Genomic DNA, 15463 nt, shown 5'->3' with positions numbered 1-15463 from the left:
ATCATTTTATGTTATGATTTATGTAACTTTTTTAACGCGTTTTTAAAGGTCGTAGATTGGTAGACCATTGGAAAAATTTCTTCTATAATAAATATTAGTTCCTCGTCAAAAGTTAATCCGTTTTTTAAGTGGTAGCTTCCTTTTTCAGTTTCTAATAAACCATAGTAAATACCAGCTAGTCTAAATTCAATTTCTGCATCTTCTGGGTAAAATTCTGCTGCCTGAATTAAGTTTAAGCTAGCAGCTTCAGGTTCTCCTAATTGAATTAAAATATCTGCTCTTTGTAACCAAGAGGCTAACTCATAATTTCCAAGTTCTAAAGCTCGCTTATAGCCACGTTCAGATTCTTCTAAAAAGTTTAGCCTGTGGTTTATTTGTGCATATAACTTCCAATATACAGCATTGTCTGCATTAATATTAATTGCTTTATTAATATAATATAATGCTTTTTGGTAGTTTTTTTGTTTGTTATAAAACTTTGTAATGGCTATCCAACCCTTATCAAGTAATGGGTCTTCTTTAACAGTTTTATAATAATATTGTTTTGCTAAATCTATCTGACCTAGTTTTTCATGACATTGTCCTAATCTTAATAAAGCAAAAGATGTAGGGTCTTCCAATTCTAGGGTTACTGCGTAATTTTCGATTGCTTCGTTATAACGCTTTAACTTTTCTAGGACTCTACCTTTTTCAATGTAAGCACCTACAAAAGTGTCGTCAGAGATAATTGCAAATTCAAAAGCACTTAAAGATTTTTCGTATTGTTTTATAGTAAAATATTGCTTACCTAATTGGTGCCAAGCAACTTCACAATATGGGTTTTTATCTAAATAACTATTTAAAAAGGTGATTGCTTCATCATTTTCATTTAAAAAATCGAAGCAATACATAATGTTGTATAACGCAGAATAGTCATCCATGTCATCATCTAGACAACGCATAAAACTCTGTTTAGCTTCTTCAAAGTTATCTAAAAATAGATATTCCATTCCTATTAAAGAATGTAGTTCTGAGGATTCTTCTGCTAAATCTAAAGCTATATTTAAAACTTTAATCGCGTCTTGATGCTTATCATCTTTAGATAATATATTAGCTTTTTGAATGTATATTTCTTCGTTTGATGGCTCTAATACATACAAGGCATCTAGTAACTGATTCGCTTCTTTTAGCTTATTTTCAAACACATAAATTTCTACCTTAAATAATTTAAGATTAGTAGATGTAGGATGTTGCTCTAAGCCTAACTTAATAGCTTTTTTTGCTAAAGATACTTTACCTTGGTTAAGGTAATGGTGTATTATATTTTCAAATTCGTCCGAGTCAAAAAACAACACATTGTTTGTTTTTAACATCGATTCAAATCTACTAAGCGATACTTTATTTGGTTCTTCTTGACTAAACTCCATAGGCACTGTTTAGGTGTTTCTATTGTAATAAATGTACTGTTCTATTACTTTTTAAATGGCATTTGCCACTTTTGTTTTTAACAAAGTAATCAACAATTACGGGTTTTGATGTGTTTTTGATTGATTGAAAGAGACTTACTCTTTAATTAGAGTCCGTTATTTTATTTAATAAGTCAATAATAATGCCACACCCTTTAATAATTTCTTCATTACTGATGGTTAAAGGTGGTGTTATACGTATTGCTTTAGGCTCAAACAGCAACCAAAAGAGTATTAATCCTTGATTTTGCGCTTGTAGTACCACTTGGTCAGTGATGTTTGCTGCAGTAGTTATGGCTGCTAACATTAAACCACGACCTCTAATTTCGGTAATTAAAGGATGTTTTAAGTGTTGCCTGATTAATTGTTCTTTTTCTAAAGCTTGTGACATTAAGTCACTATTTGTAACTTCTTGTAATGTGGCTAAAGCCGAAGCTGCAATTAATGGGTTACCACCAAAAGTTGTAATGTGGCTTAGCTTTGGTCCATCCTGAAAGGCATCCATATGAGCCTTAGACGCTGTAAATGCGCCAATTGGTAATCCACCAGCTAATCCTTTTCCGGTAACGACAATGTCTGGAACCACATTATAATTTTGAAAACCAAATAATTGTCCTGTTCTGCCAATTCCTGGTTGTATTTCGTCTAAAATTAATAGCGCTCCAACGTCCTGACATTTTGCTTTTAATTTGGCTAAATAATCGTTTTTAGGCTCTATAAAACCAGCTCCACCTTGAATGGTTTCAACTATTACTGCAGCAGTTTTTGTAGTGATATGTTTAAAATGTGGTTGGTAATTAAACGTAATGTGACTAATATCTGGCAGTAATGGTCTAAAAGGTGCTTTTCGCTCTTCAAAGTCCATTAAACTTAAAGATCCTAAAGTATTACCATGATAGGCATTATGGGCTGCAATAATCTGACTACGTCCAGTAACACGTCGTGCTAATTTTAAAGCACCTTCAATAGCTTCTGTACCAGAATTAACTAAATACGTAGATGTTAAAGGTTCTGGTAAGTGATCTGCTATAAATTTACATAAGTCTACTGCTGGCTTTTGGACATATTCTCCATAAACCATAACATGCAAATATTTGTCTGCTTGTTGTTTAATGGCATTAACTACTTTTGGGTGGCTATGTCCTAATGTACATGCAGATACACCTGCAACAAAGTCTAAATAGGCTTTGTTATTAGTGTCGTAAATATAGCTTCCTTTAGCATAAGAAATTTCTAGAGCTAAAGGATATGGAGACGTTTGTGCTTGGTGTTTAAAAAATCTATCCTTCATAACTCCTAATCCTGATCAGTCTTAGATTGTACTTTTTGATTAACTGTTTGTTTTTTTGAAGTTGCTTTTTGTAAAGCAGGAGTATTAGTATTTGTATTTAGAAATTTTTTAGGAACATTCCTTGAGGCTTTAGGAGCTTCGTCTTTTTTGTTTAAATTCTTCTTTTCAGCTTCGTCGTCTGCTTTTTTAACACGTCCAATTAAAGCCTCTCCAAAAAACTCTTCACCTTCTTGATAAGGTTCTAGTCCTTTAATTACAGGTAATGTAAATGGTGGATCGTCTTTAAATAAGTCTTCAACAGATTTTGGACGTTCATCATCACGCCAATCAAAACCTCTTAATTTTCTAGCGTTTAATGGTAAATCTTCTTCTGTGTAAAGCTTGCCTTCAAATTGTAAAAGTTTTCTAAGCTCAACAACTTCTTTTTCTTCAAAATAGATAATAATATCTGCAGATTTTGATTTTTCTATTCCAATTAACTCTTGCTTATCATTTCTACTAAAGTTAATAGATTCTGCATTTTTAAGTATATCTACTTGTTTGATTTGATTATCATCATCAAACATCCCTATTAAACGTTTACCAGAAATTTGATTGTATGAGTCTTTACTAATCGTGTCCTTACTAATTAAAAAAGCATTATAAAAAACGATGAGTGAATCTAATTTTTCGGTTTTAGGATTTGATTTTAAATGAATCGTATCACCTGTCATTTGATTGTCCAGATTCCAGAGTATTGGTTTTCTTGCAGCCGAAAATGCATCGCCTTTATTTAATCGTTTTAAATTGATTAACTGTGTTAGTCCTGTTTTATGGTCTGCATGAATCGAATCTGCTTTTGCACTAATATCTGATTTATATACCTTACCATTGTAATAGCCTCTAGTAATACGATGTTCTGGTTTACCTGTAACCATCAACGTGTCTGCATGCATGTATATACTATCTTTTTCTTGGATAGTAATTGCTAAAGCGCGTTTGGTAATAAACACAGAGTCTTTAGCACGATAGACTTCTGCATAATGTCCTTTAATGATACTACTATTAATAGTGTCTGTAACGGTTATATTATTAGTTGCTGAGGCAAAATTTAGTCTTCTGTCAAAATGTAAACTGTCACCAACAATGACACGATTATCGTAGTCTATTCTTGAGTTTCGGACAAAATAGCCAGTGTCGTTTGTGGTGTCGTAAAAACCACGTTCGCTGTAAATTTTGCTACTATCACCTACTATTGTTGAAGGACCATACATGTAGGCATGACCATTATCAGAATAGTAATCCAGGGTTTTTGTGTTAAGCTCGTAATCTGGATTGACAAGTTTGACACTATCTACAAAACGGTATTTTTTGTCATTCATATAATAACGACCAATACGACTTGTAATCGTCCCAGATGAGTCCCTTACAACTTTACCTCCAGATTTATAATAAGATTCTTGTTTTGCTCTGTTAAAGTATAGCGTATCAGATGTTATGGTAGATTGAGGATCTGTCAATACCACATCACCACTTGCAAATGCTAATTGTGTTTTACCAGAATACTCCACGTATTTTGACGTTAAGTTTATGGTGTCACCTTGCTTCATGTTTACATTTCCGTAGGCTTCAACAAAATCTTCTTTACCATAAAATATGGCTTTGTCGCAAAACATATCAATACCATCATGGTAAATATGGACTTGACCTTGATCACTTCTGGTTAGGATACTTGCTCCTGGAAAGTTTTCTTCGTCAATATCACCAAATGCACCAGAGTCTTTAATCTCGATGGTTTTTTGCTGTGCTATTCCTAATTGCATAGTCAGCATTAAGAATAAAAAATATATGTGTTTATTAATTTTCAAGATGTTATTGTTTGGCACAAAAATAACGATTTAAAGCACTTGGTATTGTTTGTTAGGAATTATTTAAGATGAGAGTTGATTAATTTGTAAAAAAACTCACAGATTTTTGAAACCTATGAGTTTTGATAATTAGTTAAACATTTTATTATAAGATATTGAAAAGTAAAAAATATCTATAACCACCTTGGTTTATTAAAACCCAAGATAATAGTTTATGTGTTTTGGGTTCAAATAACAATGTCCCTAATGGGTTTTCTGGATCTTCCTTCCTGAAGTAAGCAAATACATTAACATCTTCTGTATACATTTTTTTGCCTCCAACCGTTTTTAACTGAGTTTTATCTTCATCAAAAGGCTCATAAATTTTATGGTTTTTATAAAAGCGTATAGGTTTAGCATCAATATTATCTATACCCAGACTATCAAGTGTTTTTTTAAAATAACTAAAAAGAGGTATAAGTTTTTTTATTCTCTTTTGTTTTCTTTCTTGTACAGTATCTTTTAAAACATAATCAAAGTAAATATACTTTTCAATAAGAGTGTCTTTTGAAATACTATCTATGTCTTTTTTGTATGTGTATCTCGCTAAATTTTCGAAAATATTGTAATAAGCAGTTTCATCGTTTGTCCAATCTTTGGATTTATTGGATTGTGAATAACTGATGTTAATGAAAAATACACTAATTATAAAATATTTAGGTTTCATGGTTTTTATGTTTTATTACACAAAACTATGCACTATTTCATAAGTTAGTGTTTAAAATATTAAACAAGTTAAAGATTTCGGACATCTTTTTTATACTGAACAGGTGTTTGATTGGTAAATTTTTTGAATGCAGCGTAAAAGCTTGATTTAGAATTGAAACCAGACTCTAAACCTATAGATTCAATAGTGTAATTATTAAAGTCTTTATTAGCAAGGATTTCTTTAGCATTATCAATTCGAAGCTTATTTATAAAATCATTAAAATTGATTTCAGAATTTGTATTTATTTGTTGAGAAATATAACCTTCGCTTAAACCTAATAAGTTTGATAGTAAGCTTAAATTTAAGTTTGGATTTAGATAAAGTTGTTCTGTTATAATTTTTGTTTCAATTTTATTAAATGTGCTAGAGCTGTTAATTGGCTTATTAATTTTAGTTTCCCTTTTCTTATTTGCTTTTAATTTTTTCCGTTCTATTAATAATTTTGATTTAGCTAAACCTATATATCCAATCCAATAGATTAGGAATGATATACAAATCCACATAGGGTAGAAGATGTAATTTTTATCATTTTCATTTAATATTGAAAATATTATAGTTATGAGCCATACTAAACAAATTAGTAATCCAATTTTTAGAAGTCGCTTTAACCATAATGTTTCTGGATAGACTTTTGTGTTTACAATAATGTTACCTTTTTCATAAGATTTGATCATTTTTAAAGTAAAAATTATAATAATCACATTATAAATAATAGATAAAAAATTGAATACTTGATTGGTTATTGCATGAATTGAAATTTTTTGAGAAACGTTTGTGTTAAAATAAATTTGTAATATCAAGTTTAAGGAAAGAACAATTAGAAAGGGTAGTACTAATAGTAATTTTAGTTTTGTTTTCGCTTTTTTCTGTTTTACAAAATTGAATACATATAAATAAAACACTGGCATTATTAACCATTGCCAAGGTATAGTTGTTAATAATAAAGCAATTTTAGAATTAACTATTAAGATGTCAATTAACCAATATTGTAGATTGCTAAGTGATAAAAATAAAACTGTTAAGGCTAAAAAATAAGTATGTTTTAAAATTTGTTTTTTTTGAAGAAATAGAATGAAACTAAAAATAATACCATGAATAACACCCGAAATTATAAGAATATTGAAGATGTTTAACTTTTCTAAGTTCATTCGATGGAAGTATTATTCAATTTTAAATTTAAATAAAAAACCTCATAAATTTTAAAATATATGAGGTTTTAGGTATTATGTTTTATTATTTAATTACATAAAAATAGTCTGTTTTCTGTCTGGTCCAACAGATACTATTTTAATAGGAATTTCTAATTCTTCTTCTAAAAATGCGATATAATCATTTAGCGCTTTTGGTAATTGAGAAGCTTCACTCATTTCTGTTAAGTCTTCGCTCCAACCTTTAAACTCTGTATATATAGGTTCTACATTTTCAGGTTCTATGTTAAAAGGTAAATGTTTAATCGTTTCTCCTTTATATTTATAAGCAGTTGCTACCTTTAAAGTTTCAAAACCAGATAAAACATCACTTTTCATCATCATTAATTGTGTAACACCATTAACGCGACAAGTGTATTTTAAAGCCACTAAGTCTAACCATCCACAACGTCTAGCGCGACCTGTTACTGCTCCAAACTCTTGGCCAACTCTAGCCATTTCTTCTCCATCTTTATCAAATAACTCTGTTGGAAAAGGTCCAGAACCTACACGTGTTGTATAGGCTTTAAAAATACCAAAGACTTCTTTAATTTGGTTTGGTGCAATACCTAAACCAGTACAAGCTCCTGCTGCAGTTGTATTACTTGATGTTACAAATGGATAGGTACCAAAATCGATATCTAAAAGCGATCCTTGAGCACCTTCTGCTAAAATGGTTTTACCATCTTTTAGTGATTGGTGTAAATAGGCTTCGCTATCTATAAATTGTAATTCTTTAAGTTTTTCAATAGACTCAAAAAATTCAACTTCCATTTCTTCTAGATCGTATTGTACGTCAACATTATAAAATGCGATCATAGCTTCGTGCTTATTAGCTAAAGCTCTGTATTTTTCTTTCCAGCTATCTAATTCTAGATCACCAACTCTAATACCGTTTCTACCAGTTTTATCCATGTATGTTGGACCAATACCTTTTAAAGTAGAACCAATTTTAGCTTTTCCCTTAGAGGCTTCACTAGCTGCATCTAATAAACGATGCGTTGGTAAAATTAAGTGTGCTTTTCTAGATACAATTAGTTTGGCTTTATAATCAACATCAAATTGGTCTAAACCCTCTAATTCTTTAATAAAAACAACTGGATCGACTACTACACCATTTCCAATAACATTCATAGCATCTTTATGAAAAATTCCTGAAGGTATAGTACGTAGTACGTGTTTTATTCCGTCAAATTTCAAAGTATGTCCTGCATTTGGACCACCTTGAAAACGTGCTATGATATTGTAATTTGAAGTTAAAACGTCGACAATTTTTCCTTTGCCTTCATCTCCCCATTGTAAACCAAGTAGTAAATCTACTGCCATTTTTAATTAGTTGTGTTGTTATTATTTTTTTTTCGATTTCCGTAAAAATATAGTGAGTGCTTAGAAATTTCGATATCAAAGACTTCCTCAATTGTTTTTTTAATTGCCTGAATTCTTGGATCACAAAATTCTATAACTTCTCCTGTATCTTGAAGTATAACATGGTCATGTTGTTTATCAAAATAAGATTTTTCGTAATGTGCTTGATTTTTACCAAACTGGTGTTTTCTAACTAAGCCGCAATCTAGAAGCAGCTCGATAGTATTGTACAACGTAGCACGACTTACACGATACTTCTTGTTTTTCATGTTTAGATATAGGGATTCTATATCAAAATGTTCATCGTTAGAATAGATTTCTTGAAGTATAGCGTAACGTTCTGGTGTTTTTCTATGACCATTCGCTTCTAAAAAAGAAGTGAATACGTTTTTTACAATCTCTTGATTTTTTATATCTGTTTTTGCGCTCATAAATACCAAGCAAATTTACATCTTTTTTTGAGGTTGCAATCATAAAACTTAGACTTTACTTTAAGTGTTATTAGACAGTTATTAACAACATTAATTTAAACCCGAGTTACCTTGTCTATACCGTTAAGTTTTTTAAGATTATCCATTAACTTTTTAAGCATGGATTTGTTACGTACAATAACATTAATTTTTCCTTTAAAGATACCGTCATCACTCTGAAAACTAATACTATTCATGTTGACGTGCATGTTGGATGAGATGACTTTAGTAATGTGATTAACTAGTCCTAAATTGTCTATTCCAGATAAAATAATCTGTGCAGCAAACTCTTGTTGTGACGAGTCTATCCATCTTGCCTGAATGATACGATAGGCATAATTAGATTGTAAACTTATCGCATTTGGGCAATTTTTTTTATGCACTTTAATACCATCGTTTATGGTAATAAAGCCAAATACTGCGTCTCCAGGAATTGGATTACAACAATTAGCTAATTTGTAATCTAGTTTTTCTTCTTCTTTACCAAAGACTAATAAGTCATATTTATTAGTAATTTCATCTTTATTAACTTCTTCTGGAGATATAGTTTGTTTTCTGGTAATTTTATTTTTGAAAAAACTCATCAAAGCATTGCTACGTGAAGCAGCATACTCCTTAAGCATCGTGTTGTCAATATTACCTGTACCGACACGATAAAATAAGTCTAAACTAGTTTTTAAATGAAAATAGCTAACCATTTCGTTAACCGATTTTTCATTAAGCGTAATTTTAAGTTGTTTTAGTTTTCGTCTTAAAATTTCTTTTCCTTCTTCGGCTATTATTTTAGTATCTTCTTTTAATAGCGATTTAATTTTACCTCTAGCTCTTGCAGTGGTCGCGTAATCTAGCCAGTTAGGGTTAGGTTTTGCGTTTTCTGAAGTGATAATATCTACTTGATCACCACTACTTAATTCGTGACTTAAAGGCACTAGTTTTCCATTAACTTTGGCGCCTCTAGTTTTTTTACCAACTTCTGTATGGATACTAAACGCAAAGTCTAAAGGTGTTGCGCCTTTTGGTAAAGATTTTAATTCTCCTTTGGGTGTAAATACAAAAATTTCTTTGGAATACAGGTTAAGTTTAAACTGTTCTACAAAATCGACTGCATTGGTAGAGGCATTTTCTAAGGCTTCCTGCAAACGATTAATCCACATGTCTAAATTATCTTCTTTGTCTTCGGCATTTTTATATTTATAGTGTGCAGCATAACCTTTTTCGGCTATTTCATTCATACGCTCACTACGTACTTGTACTTCTACCCATCGTCCTTTTGGTCCCATAACAGTAATGTGTAAGGCTTCATATCCAGTAGATTTTGGAGAGGATATCCAATCACGTAATCGGGTTGGGTTAGGTCTAAAATGGTCGGTTACAATGGAGTAAATTTTCCAGGCTAGAAATTTTTCGTTTTCACGATCACTTTTGTATATAATTCGGACAGCAAATTTGTCGTAAACCTCATCAAATGTAACGCCTTGTTTGTCCATTTTACGTTTAATAGAAAATATGGATTTAGGTCGTCCTTTTATAGTGTAGTTTAAGCCTTCTTTGTCTAAGGATTTTTTTATAACATCATTAAATTCGGTTATGTAAGCATCTTGTTCTTCCTTACTTTCTTTAATTTTATTAAGAATTTTGTTGTAAGTATCAGGTGCTGTGTACTTTAATCCTAAGTCCTCTAATTCTGTTTTAATATTATATAATCCAATTCTATGCGCTAAAGGAGCATAAATGTATAAGGTTTCGGATGCTATTTTTTCTTGTTTATCAGGACGCATACTGTCCATGGTTTGCATATTGTGCAAACGGTCTGCTATTTTTATAATGATAACTCTAACGTCATCATTTAAAGTCAGTAGCATTTTTCTAAAATTTTCGGCTTGTAAAGACACGTCCATGTCTTTTTCTTTACTTAAAGACGAAATTTTTGTCAAACCATCTACAATTTTGGCTACTGTAGATCCAAATAAATCTTCAATATCTTTGACACTGTAGTTTTCGTTATCCTCAACCACATCATGCAGTAACGCAGCAGCAATAGATGTTGCATCTAGACCAATTTGTTGGGCAACAATTTTGGCAACAGCAATAGGATGGAAGATGTAGGCTTCTCCGCTTTTTCTGCGTTGTGGACGATGTGCTTCAACAGCGACATCAAATGCTTTTCGGATTAGTTTTTTGTCCTCTGTAGACAATGTGCGATAGCTAACTTTTAAAAGTTGCTTATAGGCTTTTGCAATGTCTGCATTTTCTTTTTCAATATCGATTTCTGTCATAGATTGCTCTCCTTCATTTAAAATAGAATGAATACTAAAAATACTACAAAATTATGAATAGACAACACACATTAGTCTAATTTTGATTAAAACTGAATAAGCTTTTTGCAAGATGAAAATATTGCAATAAAAAGGCTATTGCTCTTTATAAACTTCCATTTTTAAACCCATACCATAATTGTTTAAACCAGCGTTTAAAAGATTTGAGTTATCAATGTTTTTTTTATCAAAAAGAACCCATTGTCCATTGTTTTGAAAAACTCGTTTTACAAAGGTAGTTTTTTCAGAAATTTGGTCTGTAAAAGGTAATAAAGGTCTAAAGGTTGTTGATACTTTTACAATACCACGTCTAGTTTTAACTTCTTGATATTTTTTATTTGGAAGTAATTTTCCGTTTTTGTCTGTAAAGCCTAAAACTTGTATGGAAATGTAAATACCATCTTTTGGAATAAAAACATCAAATCCAGACACATCAAATTCAAAAACGGGTTTGGTGTCTTGAGTGGCAATAAAAATGACTTTTTCGTAGGTTAAAACATCTCCAGGTTGTCCATTATTGTTCTCGTAAAACTGTACTCTAAATAACGTTGAAAAAGGACGTTTTGCTTTATTACTTTTACCTCTTTTGTCCCAATCTTTAGCTTCGGTTTTAATAGGAATTAACACTTTAGTGACATGCTTTGGTTTGTTGTCTGTGTTAGGGAAAAATACAGCAATTTCACTTTCAATAGTAGGTAGCCAACATTTATAATAGTCGTCATGTGCTGTTGGTTTAAGTGTAACTTCTTTATGTTTTCCTGAAGGTTTAGCAATAACGATAACCTCGTCTAAAAGGTCAGATTGTGGTGTTAAATAAAGGGTGTCTTTTAGTGTTTTTGAAGCCAGCTTAACGTCTTTGTATCCTAATGCTGAAACGAAAAGCGAATCGATATCTGAATATAGCTTTTTAGTGAAGAAAAATTTACCATCGTCATCAGCAAATATTCCATTTCCGTTTCCAAATGAAACTGTTGCAAACGAGACGCCATTTTTTGTAATACTATCAATAATTGTAGTTTGACTGAAACTATTAATTGTAAATAGTACTAAAAGTAAAATAATGAAATATCTAGAGTGCATACAGTCTATTTAATAATGATTAATACCAACGTTTTTTCTTCTTTTTAGACGCTTCACTTTTACGTCCTTTTTTATGTTTGCTCCCTTTTTTTGCAGATTTATGAATGATTGGTTTTGCTTTTGGGTCTAGTGGGTAAGGATGCTCATCTATAACATCTAATTGTAAATGAATCAGTTTTTGTATCTCTAGTAGGTAAGGTTTCTCGTCTGCACTACAAAGTGAATATGCCATACCAGTTTGTCCAGCACGAGCAGTACGACCAATTCTGTGGACATAAGTTTCTGGGACGTTAGGAAGGTCAAAATTGACTACTGCATCTAAATTATCAATATCAATACCACGTGCAGCAACATCTGTTGCAATTAATATATTGACTTCTTTTTTCTTAAATTTATTTAAAGCTTCTTGTCTTGCAGTTTGACTTTTGTCACCATGGATACTGTCCACTTTATAACCGTTTTTAAGCAGCGTTTTTTCTAATTTATCAACACCATATTTAGTACGTCTAAAAATAATAATGTTACCGTTTATAGTGTTTCGTAGTAAATGTAAACCTAATTCTATCTTGTCTTTTTTAGGAACAAAGTATAGTAATTGATTGACATTTTTAGATGTCGAACTGTTTTGAGCGACCTCTATACGTTGTGGCTCGTTTAATATTGTACTTGCTAATTGCTCTACTTTATAAGGTATCGTTGCCGAAAATAACAAGGTTTGTTTAGTCTTAGGACATAACCTTTCAATTTTTTTGACATCATCAATAAAACCCATGTCTAGCATTAAATCTGCTTCATCTAACACCAATGTTTGGACATAGTCAAGATTGACAAGGTCTTGCTTGTGTAAATCCAATAAACGTCCTGGCGTTGCAATTAAAATATCAACACCATCACGAAGTATTTCTTTTTGTGGATCGATAGACGCTCCACCAAATATTACTGCGCTTTTTAAGGTAATGTAAGTCGCATAGGCTTCAAAATTCTCAGCAATTTGTATTGCTAGTTCACGCGTTGGACTAACAATTAATGCTTTAATTTTTCTTCCTTTTTTAGGCGCGTCTTGTTTGTCAAATAATAACTGTAAAATAGGTAACGCAAAAGCAGCTGTTTTTCCTGTACCAGTTTGGGCAGAGACAATAACATCTTTTTTGTTAAGTACCACAGGAATTGTTTTTTCTTGTACCAACGTTGGGTTGTCGTATCCTTTTTCGGCAATTGCGCGTAAAATAGGTCTATTTAGTTGTAAGTCTTTAAATGACATGAATTAAGATTTGCTACAAAGGTAGTTTTTTCCAAGCATTTAATAAGGCTTAATATTTATTTACACAACCGTGAGTCTTTACTTTTCTAGGACTTGAATAGTGTAGGAGGAGATAATATCATTTTTAAATTTTAAGTGCACATCAAAAATGCCTTCATTTTTAAATGTACTAGCTAATGTTATCTGACCATTGTCTTGTTTTGTGTATTCTAAATCACGAGTAATTTCATTAAAACCAGAATATTCTATTAATGTGACATCCTTAATATTAATGACATCTGGCATTTTAAAGCTAAAATTTATAACGTCGTTTCTTTTTATGGTTGTATTTAAATTTGAAGGGTAAATAGGAATGATTTGATGTGTAAACGTTTTACCATAAACCATTGGATATGCTTGATAATCACTTGCTATTAAAGTGCTATCCAGTAACCATTTTTTATTAATTGGATAATGGTTTTTGGCAAATAGAATGGGTTCAGTTAAAAAGTAACCTAAATTATAGTCTTTTATAAAGACATCATTTATAAAATAACCACTAGACCAAGTAGCATCGCATAAATACCATTTGTCGTTTAACTTAACTGCATTCCAAGAATGGTTAACTAACTGTAAGGTATCTACATTAGTGGTTGTGGAACGTCCATAACCATTAATTATTTTACATTCTATATTAGCCAAAAAGCACAACTCTTTAATTAAATAAGCATAACCTGTACACATGGTTTTATTTTGCTTTAATAGTTTTTTTATGGCTTTATTTTTATAAGAATTATTCCAATTTACATAGCCCAAACTATCCTTTTGAAATTTTTTTCTGTTTTTGCTAACCTTACTGTCTTGTGCTAAATCACCTTTAATATTACTGCAAACCCAAGTGTATATTGCTCTAAATTTTTCTGCTTCAGTAGGTAAATTAAAAGTCAAATTATGAGCAAGTAAGGGAAGGTTTTTTAAATCTAAGTTGTTATGACGTTTAGCGATATTATCAGCTCTAGTAAAATTGATGTCATCAAAATCGGTAATTTGAGCTGTTACTATGGTGCAAAGCAAAAAACAAAAAAGTAGGCTTAGTTTTTTCATTTTAAAACACTTTATTTTTTAGACGAATAAACTGATTTAACAGCAACTTTACCCATCATAATATAAGAATCGTTACTTAAGCTTACATTTAAAAGGACGTTAGACATGCTGTCTGGATTTTGAATAACCATCTTTTTAGAGTCATAACCAACATAGCTAAACACTAAAATATCACCTTCTTTTAGCTTTTCAGGAAAAATAAATTGTCCATCAAAACCTGTTGTAACACCTACAGTGGTACCTTGTAAAACAACGTTTGCGGTAGGAAGTGGTAAACCATCGTTATCATATACAGTTCCTTTTACAGTAATATTGGCTTGATTTTGATTGATTTTTATTTTAGAAGTTTTGACTCTGGATAGATTGTCTTGTGCTTTTGCAGTTGTTAAAGAGAATAGGGCTAAACAAGCTAATCCAATGGCGCTTATAAAACTAAGTTTACTTTTTTTTGCTTTAACAGAAAGTGTTGTTAGTTGTGCGTTTTTAAATCTTCCGCAGACGTTAGTGGTTTGTTTAGTGTTGAAGTAAAGACCGATGTCTTCAGTAGTCATTTCAGTAAAATCGATAACCTCTTTTGTGCAAGCGTTACAAAAACCACCTTTAAGTGTAGGCGTAAATTGATTATAATTTTGATTGCAAGGCGTCGTGATGTTTAAATTTATTTGATTTTTCATGATTATAGGTTTAATACATTATTATATAACAAACCTATGGTAACAATAGAAGTAATAAAACCGACACTTAGTTAATCCTCCTTTTGGGTGAGTAAACCATGTCTTTTACAGAGGAAGCAAAATTACAGTTGGTTGATTATTGACACATTTTAGCAGTAATACCTAATTGATTGGCTAGCTTTTTGCGACGTAAAGTAACATTTTGAGGATTAGTTTTTAAAAACTTAATAGGTAATGTTGAATGTATTGTAATAGCATCAAAAGTAGATTTATGCTCAAAAAAACATTCGCTATTATAAATGGTATTGTTATAACTAAATTCAAACGCGATAACGTACAAGTAGGTTTCAATAGTTTTTTTTGATCCTCCATTAAACGTGGAGTTACTATGCGAATAGTCGTCCACACGCTTATTTATAACTTTAGCAGTCGTATAGCTACCGTATTTTTTTATTTCGGCTTGCTCATAATAATACATAAAACTAGAAGGTAATGTATATAGCATAAAGGCTAAGCTAAGCACAATAAAAAGGCCTCCAAATAGTATAAATCCTAAACCATTTTCAACTTTAAAGCCTATAAAAGCAAACAAAACACCAAATAAAATTATAGCAAACCCAATGCCTAAAATTCCGAAGTGTGGTTTAAAGGCTTGTTTAATAAAACGTATTTGGTCTGATACAGTCGTTTTCAATTC

Annotated in this window: 13 protein-coding genes; all 13 read right to left on the bottom strand. The window is 31.2% G+C overall.

Translation table 11 applies throughout. The features are described 5' to 3' along the window. Positions 1-11: 11 nt before the first annotated feature. Positions 12-1406, bottom strand: a complete 1395-nt coding sequence (locus tag JM82_RS01105) for a tetratricopeptide repeat protein (RefSeq protein WP_145000443.1) — start codon at positions 1404-1406, stop codon at positions 12-14. 142 nt (positions 1407-1548) lie between these two features. Next, positions 1549-2736, bottom strand: coding sequence for an aspartate aminotransferase family protein (locus tag JM82_RS01100; RefSeq protein ID WP_145000441.1), 1188 nt, complete (start codon positions 2734-2736; stop codon positions 1549-1551). Between the two features lie 5 nt (positions 2737-2741). Next, positions 2742-4538, bottom strand: a complete 1797-nt coding sequence (locus tag JM82_RS01095; protein ID WP_261375231.1) for an OstA-like protein — start codon at positions 4536-4538, stop codon at positions 2742-2744. A 190-nt stretch (positions 4539-4728) separates the two neighbouring features. Beyond that, positions 4729-5289 carry a hypothetical protein gene (locus JM82_RS01090; protein ID WP_145000439.1) on the bottom strand — a complete coding sequence of 187 codons (561 nt, stop codon included), beginning with the start codon at positions 5287-5289 and terminating at the stop codon, positions 4729-4731. Positions 5290-5357: 68 nt separating this feature from the next. Further along, on the bottom strand, positions 5358-6479 hold the full coding sequence (locus JM82_RS01085) for a helix-turn-helix domain-containing protein (protein ID WP_145000437.1): 1122 nt from the start codon (positions 6477-6479) through the stop codon (positions 5358-5360). Positions 6480-6572: 93 nt separating this feature from the next. Continuing rightward, on the bottom strand, positions 6573-7844 hold the full coding sequence (locus JM82_RS01080) for an adenylosuccinate synthase (RefSeq protein WP_145000435.1): 1272 nt from the start codon (positions 7842-7844) through the stop codon (positions 6573-6575). Positions 7845-7846: 2 nt separating this feature from the next. Further along, entirely contained in the window at positions 7847-8314 is a 468-nt protein-coding gene (locus JM82_RS01075; protein ID WP_028282732.1) for a Fur family transcriptional regulator, read from the bottom strand. 95 nt (positions 8315-8409) lie between these two features. After that, positions 8410-10629, bottom strand: coding sequence for a RelA/SpoT family protein (locus tag JM82_RS01070; RefSeq protein WP_145000433.1), 2220 nt, complete (start codon positions 10627-10629; stop codon positions 8410-8412). Positions 10630-10764: 135 nt separating this feature from the next. Continuing rightward, on the bottom strand, positions 10765-11748 hold the full coding sequence (locus tag JM82_RS01065; protein WP_145000431.1) for a carboxypeptidase-like regulatory domain-containing protein: 984 nt from the start codon (positions 11746-11748) through the stop codon (positions 10765-10767). 19 nt (positions 11749-11767) lie between these two features. After that, positions 11768-13009 (bottom strand): DEAD/DEAH box helicase, encoded by a 1242-nt coding sequence (locus tag JM82_RS01060; protein ID WP_145000429.1) that lies wholly within the window; start codon positions 13007-13009, stop codon positions 11768-11770. A 78-nt stretch (positions 13010-13087) separates the two neighbouring features. Beyond that, on the bottom strand, positions 13088-14092 hold the full coding sequence (locus JM82_RS01055) for a transglutaminase domain-containing protein (protein WP_145000427.1): 1005 nt from the start codon (positions 14090-14092) through the stop codon (positions 13088-13090). Between the two features lie 11 nt (positions 14093-14103). Then, on the bottom strand, positions 14104-14766 hold the full coding sequence (locus JM82_RS01050) for a carboxypeptidase-like regulatory domain-containing protein (protein WP_145000424.1): 663 nt from the start codon (positions 14764-14766) through the stop codon (positions 14104-14106). Positions 14767-14902: 136 nt separating this feature from the next. Next, the gene (locus JM82_RS01045; protein ID WP_145000422.1) at positions 14903-15460 is read right to left on the bottom strand and encodes a hypothetical protein; all 558 of its coding nucleotides are present in this window, start codon (positions 15458-15460) and stop codon (positions 14903-14905) included. Positions 15461-15463 lie beyond the last annotated feature (3 nt).

This window comes from Olleya sp. Hel_I_94 (genome assembly GCF_007827365.1).
Taxonomy (GTDB): domain Bacteria; phylum Bacteroidota; class Bacteroidia; order Flavobacteriales; family Flavobacteriaceae; genus Olleya.
Note: the sequence above shows the minus strand (reverse complement) of the source record. Positions and strands in the feature narration are given on the sequence as shown.